This is a genomic window from Cytobacillus kochii (assembly GCF_044790165.1).
Lineage (GTDB): Bacteria > Bacillota > Bacilli > Bacillales > Cytobacillaceae > Cytobacillus > Cytobacillus kochii.
On record NZ_CP085254.1, the window covers coordinates 2,773,411 to 2,788,369 of the forward strand.

The 14,959-nt window shown below is 35.8% G+C and carries 14 protein-coding genes; 2 read left to right on the forward strand and 12 right to left on the reverse strand.

Annotated features, from left to right (window positions below):
* Positions 1 to 279: 279 nt before the first annotated feature.
* The 3 genes from LG276_RS14185 to LG276_RS14195 all read right to left on the reverse strand — a co-directional run bounded on the left by LG276_RS14185 (position 280) and on the right by LG276_RS14195 (position 2,592).
* Entirely contained in the window at positions 280 to 1,137 is an 858-nt protein-coding gene (locus LG276_RS14185; RefSeq protein ID WP_224937565.1) for a D-alanyl-D-alanine carboxypeptidase family protein, read from the reverse strand.
* A gap of 354 nt (positions 1,138 to 1,491) precedes the next feature.
* Entirely contained in the window at positions 1,492 to 2,193 is a 702-nt protein-coding gene (gene deoD, locus LG276_RS14190) for a purine-nucleoside phosphorylase (RefSeq protein ID WP_095372899.1), read from the reverse strand.
* A 90-nt stretch (positions 2,194 to 2,283) separates the two neighbouring features.
* The gene (locus LG276_RS14195; protein ID WP_224937564.1) at positions 2,284 to 2,592 is read right to left on the reverse strand and encodes a YodL domain-containing protein; all 309 of its coding nucleotides are present in this window, start codon (positions 2,590 to 2,592) and stop codon (positions 2,284 to 2,286) included.
* Between the two features lie 185 nt (positions 2,593 to 2,777).
* Between LG276_RS14195 and LG276_RS14200 the strand changes: the two genes are divergently transcribed.
* Positions 2,778 to 3,656, forward strand: coding sequence for a glycerophosphodiester phosphodiesterase (locus LG276_RS14200; RefSeq protein WP_404292195.1), 879 nt, complete (start codon positions 2,778 to 2,780; stop codon positions 3,654 to 3,656).
* Positions 3,657 to 3,730: 74 nt separating this feature from the next.
* Here LG276_RS14200 and LG276_RS14205 read toward each other — a convergent pair whose 3' ends face one another.
* Positions 3,731 to 3,913 (reverse strand): YozD family protein, encoded by a 183-nt coding sequence (locus LG276_RS14205; protein WP_095372896.1) that lies wholly within the window; start codon positions 3,911 to 3,913, stop codon positions 3,731 to 3,733.
* A 147-nt stretch (positions 3,914 to 4,060) separates the two neighbouring features.
* On the opposite strand from LG276_RS14205, the gene LG276_RS14210 reads away from it, so the two are divergent.
* On the forward strand, positions 4,061 to 4,231 hold the full coding sequence (locus LG276_RS14210; protein WP_251161840.1) for a hypothetical protein: 171 nt from the start codon (positions 4,061 to 4,063) through the stop codon (positions 4,229 to 4,231).
* Here the strand turns inward: LG276_RS14210 and LG276_RS14215 are convergent.
* The 8 genes from LG276_RS14215 to LG276_RS14250 form a co-directional block, all read right to left on the reverse strand.
* Complete coding sequence (locus LG276_RS14215) at positions 4,206 to 4,922, reverse strand: hypothetical protein (protein ID WP_251161841.1); 717 nt, start codon at positions 4,920 to 4,922, stop codon at positions 4,206 to 4,208. The genes LG276_RS14210 and LG276_RS14215 overlap by 26 nt on opposite strands.
* A 351-nt stretch (positions 4,923 to 5,273) precedes the next feature.
* Complete coding sequence (locus tag LG276_RS14220; protein ID WP_281202376.1) at positions 5,274 to 6,989, reverse strand: SulP family inorganic anion transporter; 1,716 nt, start codon at positions 6,987 to 6,989, stop codon at positions 5,274 to 5,276.
* Positions 6,990 to 7,083: 94 nt separating this feature from the next.
* Positions 7,084 to 8,964, reverse strand: a complete 1,881-nt coding sequence (locus tag LG276_RS14225; RefSeq protein ID WP_404292197.1) for an alkyl/aryl-sulfatase — start codon at positions 8,962 to 8,964, stop codon at positions 7,084 to 7,086.
* A gap of 48 nt (positions 8,965 to 9,012) precedes the next feature.
* Positions 9,013 to 10,602, reverse strand: coding sequence for a class I adenylate-forming enzyme family protein (locus LG276_RS14230; protein ID WP_404292199.1), 1,590 nt, complete (start codon positions 10,600 to 10,602; stop codon positions 9,013 to 9,015).
* 27 nt (positions 10,603 to 10,629) lie between these two features.
* On the reverse strand, positions 10,630 to 11,799 hold the full coding sequence (locus LG276_RS14235; protein WP_281202373.1) for an acyl-CoA dehydrogenase family protein: 1,170 nt from the start codon (positions 11,797 to 11,799) through the stop codon (positions 10,630 to 10,632).
* A 78-nt stretch (positions 11,800 to 11,877) separates the two neighbouring features.
* Positions 11,878 to 13,383 carry a tripartite tricarboxylate transporter permease gene (locus LG276_RS14240; protein WP_224937557.1) on the reverse strand — a complete coding sequence of 502 codons (1,506 nt, stop codon included), beginning with the start codon at positions 13,381 to 13,383 and terminating at the stop codon, positions 11,878 to 11,880.
* Between the two features lie 28 nt (positions 13,384 to 13,411).
* Entirely contained in the window at positions 13,412 to 13,864 is a 453-nt protein-coding gene (locus LG276_RS14245) for a tripartite tricarboxylate transporter TctB family protein (RefSeq protein ID WP_251161846.1), read from the reverse strand.
* Between the two features lie 71 nt (positions 13,865 to 13,935).
* Entirely contained in the window at positions 13,936 to 14,955 is a 1,020-nt protein-coding gene (locus tag LG276_RS14250) for a tripartite tricarboxylate transporter substrate binding protein (protein WP_251161847.1), read from the reverse strand.
* Positions 14,956 to 14,959: the final 4 nt, after the last annotated feature.

Genomic DNA, 14,959 nt, shown 5'->3' on the forward strand with positions numbered 1-14,959 from the left:
TCTAATTTCCCCAAACCCCACATAATCATTACATAAATGATGAAAGGAGAATGAATGCATGATTCCTGGTATATTACTATGGTGCTGTTTTGCTTTATCTATTATCTTTCTTATCTCAGGAATATTTAATCATTCTTATGGTCAAGCATTATTAAGTTTCGTTTTATTCCTGCCATTGAGTTGTTATTTATTTCGTATTGATCATTTTTTTCAATACTTTTTTCTTTTCCCTATTATTCCATTAATCGCTTTTTGGTACATTTTTATGAAGAAGCGTACTTAAATTTCTTTTACCGACTCAAAGTATTCTTCTAATGTTAGATCTTTCTCAAAAATGACCTTCGCTGCTTCTTTTCCAACATAGCGAAAATGCCAAGGTTCAAATTTGTATCCTGTTATTTCTTCTTTTCCTTTTGGATAACGTAAAATAAATCCGTACTTATGTGCATTCTCTTTTAGCCATTTACCTTCTTTTGTATCTTCGTAATCTTGTGTTAACGTGTAATCGACTGAAGGACTTGAAATATCCATCGCTAATCCTGTTTGATGTTCACTACTTCCAGGTAGAGCCACTGCTTCTGAAGCTTTTTCCTCACCTACGCTATTTACCTCTGCTTGGAAAACTGCTTCCTGCCGATCATATGAACGATACCCAGAAACAGCAAATAACGCTATATTTTCTTTTTTAGCTGCAGAGAATAATTCTTCTAATGCATCTGCGGCTTCTTTTCTAAGGTAACTTTTCTCAATATCTTGATCTCCGAAAGAATATTCAACATCTGCACGAACAAGGTCTTCAGGAGCATAATCTGCCGGTAAAGCAAAGTCTTTATTCACCATTACCATCAAGTTTGTTGGGTTTGCTATTGTTGGTTTTCCATCCACATCTTCAATTTGATTAAAAAATTGAGAAGCTAATGTTAGGTCATCTTCATTTTGTTCATCTTGTTCGGGAGGTTGTTCAGTTGGATTGTTTTCTGTTTCTTGCTGATTGTCCTCTTCTTTTTCTACAGGCTCATCTACTGAAGTTGGTTCCGAATTAGATAGAAAAGGTATTTTTTCTAAATAAGGATCTAATTGACTGCAGCCTCCAAGAAAAAGAGCAACTGTAACTGTTCCTGCAAGTACTTTCTTCATTACTTTTCCCCTATTCTCTTTCTTTATGTCATCGTCTATCATAACACTTTATATGATAAATTGCGAAAGAAGAGAAAGGCATAGTCTATGAACCTTACTATTAGTGATTCTACCAATAACAAATGAGAAGAGGACCACTTTAAGTAGCTACAGATCACTAGAGAAACGAGGGAAATAACAATTCTTAGTAAGAGAAGTGACTAACACATTCAGCATGATTTAAGTTTCACCGAGAAAATGTCTTTATAAAATACATCCCTTCATACGGATGATACATTTGCTTTAACTTTTATCTTAAGGCAATAGAAAAGCGAGTGACTATGAAAAAAATAATCACTCGCTAACATGTACGATTTATGAAATTGCTGCTTCTAATGCTACTTCAATCATTTCATTAAAAGTCGTTTGTCTTTCTTCAGATGTAGTTTCTTCACCAGTAATAATGTGATCACTCACTGTAAGGACAGAAAGAGCTTTTCTTGCATGCTTAGCTGCTAACGTATAAAGTGCTGCTGTTTCCATTTCGATAGCAAGAATTTGGTACTGTGCCCATTTTTCATGTTCAGCATTATCATTGTAGAACATATCAGCTGTAAAAACATTCCCAACTTTCAATTCCAATCCTTTACTTACTCCACTGTCATAAGCTTTGCGCAATAGATCGAAATCAGCTGCAGGTGCATAATCAACTCCACCAAAAGTTAAACGATTCATTTGTGAGTCCGTAGAAGCAGTCATCGCAAGGATCACATCTCTTACTTTCACATCTTTTTGGATGGCTCCGCATGTACCTACACGGATCAGGTTTTTTACATTATAACTATTAATCAGTTCATTCACATAAATAGAAAGGGAAGGAACGCCCATTCCCGTACCTTGAACAGATATTCTTTTACCTTTATAAGTGCCTGTATAACCAAACATATTGCGGACTTCATTATAGCACTTTACATCTTCTAAAAAGTTTTCTGCAATATATTTTGCTCTTAATGGATCACCTGGTAGTAAAACTGTTTCTGCAATTTCATGTTCTTTTGCTCCAATATGTACACTCATCATATTCCTCCATCTATTAATCGTTCATTATCTAAAATATAGCATAGGATGAGTGATGATGGAAATGAAAAAGGAAGAACATACATTTTATTACCTAACCATTATTCGGTTCACTAAGGCCCAACCACCCGACTTTAATTGATAATAATATTGCCCTCTTCTCCCTTCATCAATATATAAAATATCTCCCGTTGATAAAAATCTCCCTTGGAAATCAAACGGCATGCGATCAAGGACATTAAATTGCTTAAATACATTTGATAAACATTCTTCATGATTTGCACCTCCAATAAGTGTTCGGTAGACTTCTCGATAGCCCCGTGTTTCTCTATATTTTGGAGTTTGAAAAATGGTAACATCATATTCTTTTGTTCTTGGTTTTACAAAAGTCTTGATCATAGATACCCCTCCAATAAATGATTATTTTAAACAATATATTAGCTTTTTCTACGTTTATTTCCTTCAAAGAAATTCGCCTATTTTTGTCGATTAAAGAGAAATTTTATTATGAAAACGCTTACAATTTTATTTTTCTTTCATAAACTAGTATTAAACATAGTGATGGTACAAAAGGGAGGGATAATTTGAAACGAGAGAAGATTCAATTCCATAAATTCTTTTTGTTGTTTGTTTGTATTTCCATCATATGCAGCTCATTACATTGGCTATTCCCATACAAAAACTATACAAAAATTGCCCATCGTGGGGACGTTGCTTCAGCACCTGAAAATACAATGGCCGCCTTTCATTCTGCACTAAACAATGGTTTTGACGTTATCGAATTAGATATCCATTTAAGTAAAGATAAAAAAATTGTCGTCATACATGATTCATCTGTTAACCGGACTACAAATGGTGAAGGTTTAGTGAGAGATATGACAGTATCAGAGTTACAAAAACTCAATGCGGGCGGTTGGTACAGTCCACGTTTTTCTGAAGAGAAAATTCCATTATTACAAGAAGTGTTAGATGAGTTTGCTGGAAAGATCGTTCTGTTAATAGAAATAAAACCTGGCGCAGAAACACCAGAAATTGTAGACCAATTGGCAACTCAGCTAAAACAAACTGTAGATGCTGGTGTCCCTGAAAAAATGTTACAAATCCAATCCTTTCATATTGATACATTACAGCAATTTACACAACGCGCTCCTGACTTTCCCATTGGCCTTGTCTTATCCGCGCCTATTAATCTTATTCAAATGTATACGTATAAGACAGATATTAGTTTTTTATCGATTCATTATACGAATTTAACACATTCATTTATTCAACAAGCACAACATTATGGATATACGATTTATGCCTGGACGATAGTTACCCCCTTACAGTTCAAGCAAATGCAATTATTAGGTGTAGATGGAATTATTTCGAATAGTTTGGAGCAGAGAGAAGAGAATAGATATTATGCATTTCTACAATCATTTATAGAAGGTCATAGACTACTAGAAAGATTCTTTGTATAAATATAAAAACCCAACCAACTATAGTTCCATAAAGGAACATGAATAGTTGGTTGGATTTTTGTTTATCTTGTTTCTTACTCTTCCGAATCAAAACTTACATCTTCATCGATAATACACTTTTTGATTAAGTATTCGAATGTAATATCAGCTAATTCATCTACTTCTTGCTCTACAGGAACGAACCCTCTTTTAGTCAACTCATGAAAGAAAAATTCAGCAATTTCTTCAGTATCAATAAAAACTTCAATTTCCTTCATATGCGACTCCCCCTTTGTACAAATTGTATGTGACGCATTAATGAAACATGCAACATTTCAATAGAAAAATATTTTTTATTCTTTTGTCATTAAATCTAGTAAAAGTACATAAATATTTTCTATCACTAGTTTTGAAAGGTTGATTAGATGGAAAAATTCAAAGCAGTCTGCGATCGTTTTGTAGAAGATGTAAATAATGAAGAAGGAAAATGTCTACAACTATTTGATCGGTTATTACATTCTTTATTCATCGCTGTTTTACTAGTAGGCATTCCTGTCATGTCGGTGGCAACTATTCAACTGTTTCATCTTTTGTAAGATTAACTTTTTTTACTTTTGTCGTGATGGTTTCTAGTTTTTTCAAAATGATTTTCATTGCTTTTTTATATTCTTCATCTTGAAAAAAGTTGTACAAAAAAGAATAGTCATTATATATGTCTAGCAAACCATCTATGATTTGTTTCTCTTCGTTAGTACGATCCATTAGACCTGATTCAACATCTTGATAACAAACATCCTCAGAATTCTTTATTTCGTTCATTGCTTGTTGGTTAATAAGAAACAACATCCCTAATTTTTCTATAAATTCGTCAGCCTGTTCGGCATCAGATAATAAGGATAGTTCCTCTTCACCAGCCTCAAGCCACTCTCCGTCAGATATTCGAGATAACTCATAAATGACGTCTTCCCATGCATCTTCCTTATAACGCCAAATCTCGGTACGGAAGCCGACTACTTTAAAAATCTCAGTACCATATCCTTTCACTTGGACGAGGTCCCCAAAAAAGTATTGGTACTCAATATCTACATGCTCCTTATCACTTACATCTCCTTCAAACTCTGAAAGAGGCTGTAAACTTGACTCCAAATAGAGACCATCACTTTTATTCACTTCATAAACATACATACCATCAAGCCATTTTACATCTGTTACTTTCCCTACCGTTCCATATATTGTAATCACGACTGTATCACCAACTTCATATTTCGGTTTTTTACGATTAACCATTGCCCTCATCCTTTCCAATATAGTCGTGACTTTTAATTAAGATAGTATATGCATGAAAAAGCATTTTCGCTCGTATACAGGGCCGTCCAAATTTTTTTAGGGCAATCCTCATCATATGTTTATTTACGCAAAAAAACTGAATAAGATTTTACCTCACTCAGTTTTTTCTTCTTCATCTATTTTGAATTGCACTACTACCTATTTGTTATCTACTTCAAGTTTATAACCTTATTACCATTTCTATTTTTCTTATCTTTTGTTTCCCAGCGTCTAGGGCAAACAAAAGAAGATTATACTGTTTTGATTAAAGTCCATATTTATTTAGCCTCTTCACATGTGATGAACAGTCTTTCACCTCATATAGAGAAAAGAATCACCACTTTCTCGTTGAGCATAAAACTTTATTTGTTTATCTTCAAGTAATTGTATTATAGAGAAATAACTAAGCTCCTTGGCAAATTTCTTTGTCCATCCTGCTTTTGCTGCCGTATCTCTGATTGGTCCTTTCATACCGACAAAGTATAAAGAAATCCCCTTTTCTTGTTTTAATTGTTCTATCATTTCTTCTAAAGATTTAAAAGAGTGTGCATCTATATCATTTACTCCCGAAAAATCAACAATGACTAATTTAGCATTAGGTTTTATCAATAAAAGCTCATTTAATTTATACTCTAAATATGAAATATTTGAAAAATGTATAGAAGAGTCTATTCGTGCGATAATCAAATCATCTCGCGTTTTTGCATTTGGAAATCGTTTTATATCTCGAAATACTTTCTCCTTTTCTAAATATCCCATTTCTATGACCCTAGGTCTAGATATCTTAATTAATAAAATGCTGAAATTAAAAACAACCCCAATAACTATTCCCCATTGAATGCCAATAACTAATGTCGCAGTAAAAGTAACTAACCAGCTCCAACCATCAACTGCCTTTATATTAAACCATTTCCTTATTTGCTTGAAATCTATTAATTTATAGACCGCTACAATGATAACTGCAGCTAATACTGCATTAGGCAGATAATAAAAATAAGAAGTAAAAAATTGGAGGGCGATTATAACGAGTACGCTTGTAAATATGGATACCATTTGTGTAACTCCACCACTTTGATAGTTTACTGCACTTCTTGAAAAACTACCATTAATTGGTAATATTTGAAAAAAGGACCCGAAAAAATTGGCAAATCCTAAAGCGGTTAGCTCTCGATTAGGATTTATTTTATAACCTTCTTTTTCTGCAATTGTTTTTCCTATAGAAAGTGACTCCATAAACCCTAATAGCGCAATGGTAAGTGCAGGAAGGATTAATTGCCTAACTGCATCTAGCGTGATTGTTGGAAAAACCGGAATCGGCAAGCCACTTGGTACCCCTCTCACAATTTGAACACCTCGTTCATGTAAATCAAAGGCATAGACACTTATAATAGAAAAAACAATCAATAGTAACGCACCCGGAATTCTAGCATTTATTTTTTTTAGTACAAGTAAAAATACTATGCTACATCCCCCAATCAAAAGTGTTAAAAAATGTATCTTCGGAATCCCATTGACTAAATCTATAAATATTAAGTGTATTTGTAGGTAAGTTCCTAATGTTATTCCCAATAAATGCTTTAATTGACTTAATCCAATAATAATGGCAGCGGCAGAGGTGTAGCCTCCCAAAACCGACGGAGAAATATAGTTAACAATCCTCCCCATTTTCAACACAGCTAAGAGAAGCTGAAAAACCCCAACCATCAAAGCTAAAAAGATTACAAGAGTGATATATTCATAGGTGCCCGGTTTTTCAAGTAAAGATACGCCTGAAAAAACCAGTAATGAGGTTATCGCAGTTGGTCCAACGGATAAATGCCTAGAAGAAGCAAATATTGCATATATGATTAATGGTAAGGTTGATGCATATAGACCCATTATTAATGGGAGGCCCGCTAACATCGCATAGGCCATTCCTTGGGGGACAAGCATGACAAAAAGAGTCATTGCTGAAATGAAATCTTTTTTTAGTGTTTGTAATTTGTATGATCTAATCGAAATGAAAGGATTATATTTTTTATCTAACATATCAACCTATCCTTTTTGAGCTTTCTATAAATGAGATTAGAGAGATACCTTGGTACTGCCTAAGATAAGAAATAGGGCATTTCTGCCCTATCCATTAAGGAGTTACAATATTTATAAACTGATCAAAATGATCGAGTAGGTTTAAAAATTCATCCAATTTTGTTTGGTCTCCAAATAATTCTAGTTTGTTTGAAGTAACGGCTTCCCTTGGGTCAAGGATTCCACTTACAATCGCATAAAATGTTGCCTTATTACTAATGAAGGAAAGATCTGGATTATCATCTAGTTTATTGCTCTTATTTAATACACAATTTTCGAGATAAATGGTGTATTTCTCCTCTACATCTGATAGAGAAACATTCATGATCATTTTTTTATCTGCTGCTTTCGGACCATTTAATCTTACAGAAAGTAATTTAAAGAATTCATCAAACGGCATTTTAAGCATCATGCCCGAATGACCTTTTGCTATTGCTCCCTTCTTCCTAGTCCCATTTCTTAGTTCTGACGCACCGATAAGATAAGAGTTACGCCAATTAGCTGATTCGGCCTGATATCCTAATTGTTCAAAAGTGTCTGCTAATAACTCTTTTGCTTCCTTATTATCCGGTTCTGCCATCACTACATGTTTTAATACTTGAGCAACCCAACGATATTGCCCGTTTTCAAAATCAGCTTTCGCTTGTTTGACCACATGAGCAGAGCCACCCATGTAACTGACATATTTTTGACCTGATTCAACTTGCGGAAGTGGATCCAAATCAGAAGGATGGCCACTATAATATCCTAGATAGAAATTATAAATCCCTTTAGAATTATGCTTTAAAGTACCATAGTATCCTCGATTACCCCAATATTGGTCCAACGGCTCAGGAAGCTTGAGCTCTTCTGCTATTTCTTCCATTGTATACCCGTGATTGGCTAGGCGAATGGTTTGATCATGGATATATTTGTAAAGGTCACGTTGTAACACTAAATGTTCAAAAGCTTGCTCTTTTCCCCATACTGGCCAGGCATGCGCCATGACTAATGCATCAATCTCTTTACTTATAGAAAGATCGATGGTTTTATCGATTGCCTTCACCCATTCTAGCGTATCGCGAGTTTTTGCCCCTCTAATCGTATAAATTTGATGCATTGTTTTATTAACATTTTCTGATACAAATAATACTTTGTAATCCTGAATATAAAAGTGCATTTCTGCAGGTGCTTCCGTATTTGGTGTTAACAGGAATTCGAAGTTGATACCATCTATAGTTAATTGCTCAATCTCCTCTTTTATTTCTCTATTGGGCATTTCAAAACCATTACCTGAGTGGAAAACAGTTCCGATGCCTGCGGATAAAAACCCTTGTTCTCCCACTGGTAACCCTATACCAAACTGATAGGATGCACGCCTAGACATTATTGGACCTAATAGGACATTTTCACTGAACATCTCTTGTGTAAAATGTTCAGGGACAATAATTGGAATTGTAGATGTTTCAGCATATTGAAGAATTGAATGTGTACCCCCAAAATGGTCAGCATGGCTTTGGCTGATGATAATTGCAGTAACTGGCCTTTTAGGTCGATGACTAAAATATAATTCAATGGCCGCATCTGCAGCAGAGTTACTAGATGAAGTATCAATGACAATGACTCCCCTTTTCCCTTCAACAAAAATCACTGTAGCTAACGAAAGTCCGCGAACTTGATACACACCTTCAACGACTTTATAAAGACCTGATTTTGCCTGTAATTGTACATTTCTCCACAAGCTTGGATTTACAGTATCAGGAGATGGCTGATTTTGGATATTTAAATTTTCTATCCTATTTTCACACGGAGCAATTAGACCCCTATCTGCATCTTCATAATCTTGCTTGTTTTCAAAATCTAGTGATTCAAAAAAATCCTTGTTGGCTTTTTTTGTTACAGGAGTAGCATTCTTTGGGAGCTTGGATAAATGACTTGTCGGAACAGTACCTGACATTTAATATACCTCCTAGATTAAAGGATGAGATATGATTTCTCATACTTTTTAATTTATTTGTCTTTCTTTATCTTTCCAGAAGTCCTTTTTCAATTCCTTTTTATCTATTTTCCCTATTTGAGTTAATGGTAAATTTTCTTTAAAATAGATTTTTTTAGGAACCATATAACTAGACGTCCTTGCTTTACAGAACTCAATAATTTCTTCTTCGGAACACTTCTCCCCATCTCGTAAAACAACAAAAACTGTTACTAGTTCACCCCAATCTGGGTCAGGTACGCCAATACATGCACTCATAACAACTGCAGGATGTTGATTAACAACTTTTTCAACTTCAACAGAATAGACGTTCATTCCACCTGAGATGATCATATCTTTCTTTCTATCAACGATATACAAAAAACCTTCTTCATCGAATTGGCCAATATCTCCTGTATGAAACCAGCCATCTTTGATTGCTTCTAATGTTAAATCGGGCCTTTTATAATAGCCTTCCATTAAGTACGGTGATTTTAAAATCACTTCACCTTTTTCGTATGCTTTAACATCTTGACCTTCCTCGTCTATTATTCGAATCTCGGTCATTAAACAAGGTTTTCCACAACTCTGGAGAAACTTAGCCCCTGTCTCTAATGCTCGTACGTGATCGAATTTGTGCATCCTTGTGATAAGAACGTTCGCTTCAGTTGCTCCATATTGCTGAACAAATACCGGTCCAAACAGCTCCATCGCTTCTTTTAATCTTTCGGAAGAAATTGGCGAAGAACCGTAGTGAATGCTTCGTAAAGAACTAACATCGAATTTCACCTTTTTCGCTTTGTCGATGATTCTGTAAATGATGGTTGGCACCGTGAAAGTAACTGTAATTTTTTTGTCTTGTACCGTCTTTAAAAATGTGTCCGGCTTAAAAGTATCAATATAAATATGCGCTCCACCAGCTAAAGCCCGTAGCATTAAACTTCCAGCTGAATGCTGAAGCGGGGTCGTCAATAACACTTTATCGCGATCATCCATTGGAAACTCTATGAAGCTTGCAATAAGTGCAGCAGCTTTCCCTCCTTGAGAGTGCATAACACCTTTTGGTCTGCCTGTTGTCCCCCCGGTATAGGAAATCATAGAGATATCCTCCGGTAACATGTCTGGGAATGACGACACATTTTCGACCTTTTGAATCTCTTGTCTGCTTACCGTAGTAAATTCTTCAGGGTATTGTAGATTAAAATCCGCCAATCCTATTACTTTTACGGATTGATGCTGCTCTTTTTTATCATTGACATATTTCAATACTGTTTTCATATGCATTTCCGTTGCCATAATGACAAAATCCGTATCAGAATCATTTAAAATAAAGTCAACCTCACGAACGCCTAACTTAACCCCCATTGGAATTGAAGTTGCACCGCAGCGAGCAACAGCTTGGCTAAATAGAACGAATTCTATACTATTTGGAATGAGATAAGCAACGTGCGACCCTTTTTTCACACCCAAATGGACTAAAAAACTGGCAATTTTGTCTATTTCTTTACGTAATTCACGGTAGGTTAAAATTTCATTTGTTGACATGAATGTTACTGCAGGATGTTCTTCAAATCGTTTTAATGCTTTATTCATATAACCTTGAATAGTCTCTATACTCATCAGAATCACCTATCCTTTATTTTATTTTTACTTTGTCTGTAACAATTCTTTCGCGATTGTATTCCTCTGAATTTCAGAAGTACCAGTTAAAATTCTAAACATTCTTACGGTGCGATACATTTGTTCAATTGGATGGCCCTTCAAAAGCCCCTGGCCGCCGAAGATTTGCACGGCTTTATCCAACACACGTCCAGCCACTTCAGATGTAAACAGTTTTACCATTGAGGCAGTTGCTCGATTATCTTCCCCGCTCTCCATTCTGTCGACAGCATCGTACACCATACACCTTGCAGCATAAATTTCTGTCGCCATATCAGCTAGCATATGTTGAATAGCTTGAAACTCACCGATTGACTGTCCGAACTGCTTTCGTTCATTTGCTCTTTCAATCGATAGATCTAATGCTCTTTGAGCCACCCCAATATATGTAACACCCCAAATGGCTCGATTTTGACTGATCCTTTTTATTCCAAGTAAAAATCCTTTCCCTGATGCTCCAAGAATATTTTCAGAAGGTACTCGACAATTATTAAAAATCAGTTCACCTGTTCCACGTTCTCCTGAAATGGGAATTTGTGTCTCACCTAATTCATAACCCGGTTTTTCATTTGTTTTTTTATCAACTAAAAAGGCCGTTATGCCAGCAAATTTTTCTTCAACGACTTCTTTGCAGATGACAATAGCAAAATCTGAATACGGTGCTGCACTAATAAAGTGCTTGATACCATTTAAGATGTATCCATCTCCATCTTTTACGGCTGTCGTTTGGATTGCTCTTGCATCTGAACCTGCTCCTGGCTCGGTTAAAGCGAAACAGCAACTCGTTTCCCCTCTAATTAATGGATTGACATACTTCTCAATCTGTTCTTTTGTGAATGACTCAAGCATCTGCCCAATTCTTAGGACACCGCCTTTTTCACCTAAAACAAATCCCCATAAAGCAGACCCTGACCGAGCTAGTTCTTCTTTCAGTAAACATAACTCTTTTAAACTTACATTTTGACCACCATATTCGTGTGGTAGAGTAATCCCATAAAAACCTAATTCAATGGCTCTATTTCTCACCCATCGAATAGCTTCGGTCGGAATGACCTCTTCCGTCTTAATATTCATTGCTTTTTCATATGGAAGCAGCTCATTATAAATAAAGTCACGCATTTTAGTTAGTAATTCTTGTGATTCACTCGTTATCACCATATATACTCCCTCCTAATTATGTGTAGACATCTATATACATCTTATATAAAACCAAACGATGACGATTCCTAATTCTATTTACATGTTTTTAGAAGAAGAATCTATTTCTGTTTTATTTTTCCTTATATGTGGAAGTACTAGAACGATAGCTGTTGCTATTAGGAAAAATAGTGAGATCGGGCTTTTAAAGAATACGGTTAAATCACCTGTGGCAGTCAAGATTGCTTTCCTAAGATTGTCCTCAAGCATTGGTCCTAAAATAAATGCAAAAAAGAACGGTGCTAAAGGGAAATTCGTTTTTCTAAAAAAATATCCAAGCAGTCCAAAAATAATCATAAGCCAGATATCAAAAAAACTATAATTAATCATATAAACACCAATAAAACAAAATGCAGCAATAAATGGAACTAGGAACAGTTCGATTTTTTGGATTAAAAAGGCAAAGGCTGGCACAAAAGCAACGTTTAATACTAACAGCAATACATTTGCAATGAAAAAGCCTGCAAAAGATGCCCACACGATGGTTGAAGAATTTTCAAATAATAGCGGCCCAGGCTGTAAGCCAACCATAAGGAGTCCCCCCATCAATATGGCTGCAGAAGCGGAACCAGGTATACCTAAAGCAAATGTAGGAATAAGTGCACCACCTACTGACGCATTATTGGAAGCTTCTGGACCACTCAATCCAGCAGGGGCACCTTTTCCAAACTCCTCAGGTTTCTTCGACAGTTTTTTCTCGACAGTATAAGACAAAAACGTGGATAGAAGACCACCGGGTCCCGGCAAAACCCCTACGATAAATCCGATAATTGATCCTCTTATCATCGAACCCGTGTTACTAACAACCTCACTTACTTTTGGAAATAAAGAGGAGAATTTTATATCTGTCTTCATCCCTCTTGTAGTTACTTTCTCTTCAAGCCTAAACAGTACTTCTGAAATACCAAAAAGCCCAATACCGATGACAGCGATATTCATTCCATCCCATAATTCCACAAAGCCAAAAGTTAAACGTTCCTCACCTGTAACCATATCTGTTCCGATAGTTGATAGTAATAGGCCTAACAATGTAGCGATAATTGGTTTTAATGGGTTTTTTTGCGTTAACCCACAAGCTACAATTAACGTAAATAAGATGAGTGAGAAATATTCCGTGGGTCCAAACATGAGTGCATATCTAGCAAGGATGGTGGTTAAAAATACCATACCCGCAAATCCAAAAACGCCCCCAACAAATGAAGCAATCGCACTTAATGTTAAGGCATACCCGGCTTTTCCTTTTCTCGCCAATGGGTAACCATCGAATGTTGTCACAATGGCGCCACCATCACCAGGTACGTTGATTAAGATTGAACTAATCCGTCCCCCATACATCGATCCTAAATAAATACTCATTAATAAAATTAAAGAACTTAACTGGTCCATCTTAAACGTTAAAGGTAACAGAAGGGCCATGCCGGTAATAGGACCCAAGCCAGGTAATGCACCGATGATTGTGCCTAAAGTTACACCAATTAAACACCACAGCATTGCTTCTGGACTTGAAAGCATCGTTGTAAATCCAGTTAATAATTCCGATAACAAAATCTCACCCCCAGAAATCAATTATTTTTCATCCAAAAATACCCAATGGCAGCGGACTATCTAACCACAATTCAAAAATCAAATACATCAAAATCAAAACGACAATGGTAAAGGTAAACGCTTTAAACCAAGGTATTTTCTGTACAAATGCTAAAATGGTGAACATAAAAACCCCTATACTTGCTAGCATTCCAATGAAGTACGATAATCCAATCGTCACTGCAAGAAGGAGGATAAGGAAAACTTGTTGAAATCGGATTTTTTTATCCACTTCTTCTTCTGACTCTTTTTTCTTTAGTCTCATTACCTGAATAAGGTGGAAGCAAAGAAACAGGAATATTAATATGGAAATGATTCGTGGAAAAAAGCCTGCTCCAACCGCTCCCAGATTAGTCGAATATACTGGTAAACCAAACGACATGATGAGAAAAACAATACTAATAAACAATAAAAACAAACCAAAATAGCGCTCAACGAACATACGAAACCTCCTTTAGAGGAATGATAAATGATATTGAATTGCTTACTTTCAAATTCTTTTTAGAACTGAAATCATTTTTCTAAATCTTCCAAATATTTTTTAAACTCCATCCCTTCTTCTTCAACTAATTTTGTATATTCTTCTGTATTTAGATAATAAGGAGACAAACCACGGTTCTTTAAGAATGTTTTCCAGGTATCTGTTTCAGTCATTTTCTTTAGGTTTTCTGCCCAATAATTAACAACCTCAGCTGAAACGTCTCCACCTGTCCATATTCCTGTATATCGATGGAAAGCAACCTCCACTCCCGATTCCTTTAAAGTAGGGACATCTGGTAAATCTTTGGAGCGTTCTTCTGAAAGGACAGCTAACACTCGCACTTCACCTGTTTTGATATAGTCATTAATTAATGGAAGTACACCTAAGGTTGTATCGATTTGGCCACCGAGTACAGCCGTCAAGCCTTCAGAAGCCCCTTCCATTGGAACGAAGTTTAATTTATCAATGCCTGCCCCTTGTTTGATTAGATCCCATTTAAAGGCTTCACCACCATCAATTGGACCGAGCGTACCAATCGTTACATCTTTTTCCGATTTTAATGAACTTAACAACTCCTCTATCGTTTCATATGGAGAGTCTTTATGGACATAGATAAATAGTTCACTAGTAGCCAGGGAAGCAATGGGTTGAAAATCAGAAAACTTTAAACTAAGTCTAGGGTCCCAACCTGGTCCATATTCAGGAATCACTATTAACTTGTAAGGATCACTTTTTTGCCTCGCTAGTTCTTCACTTGCTATACGACCTCCAGCGCCTGTTTTATTTGTGACGACAAAAGATTGTTTTATTATCTCTGCATCATTTAAAATTTGTGCTGTTGTACGCATAATTAGGTCTTGACCACCACCAGGAGCAAAACCAACTAGTGCATCAATAGATTTATGAGGATAATTCTCTGGTAAGCCATCATTTTCTCCTTTTGCTTTTTCAGACGAAGATGCAACATCTGATGAATTACACGCAGATAAAACTAGCATTACTAATGTAACTAGCAAAACAACAAAGAATGAACGCGCTTTCATTTTTTTCATATTA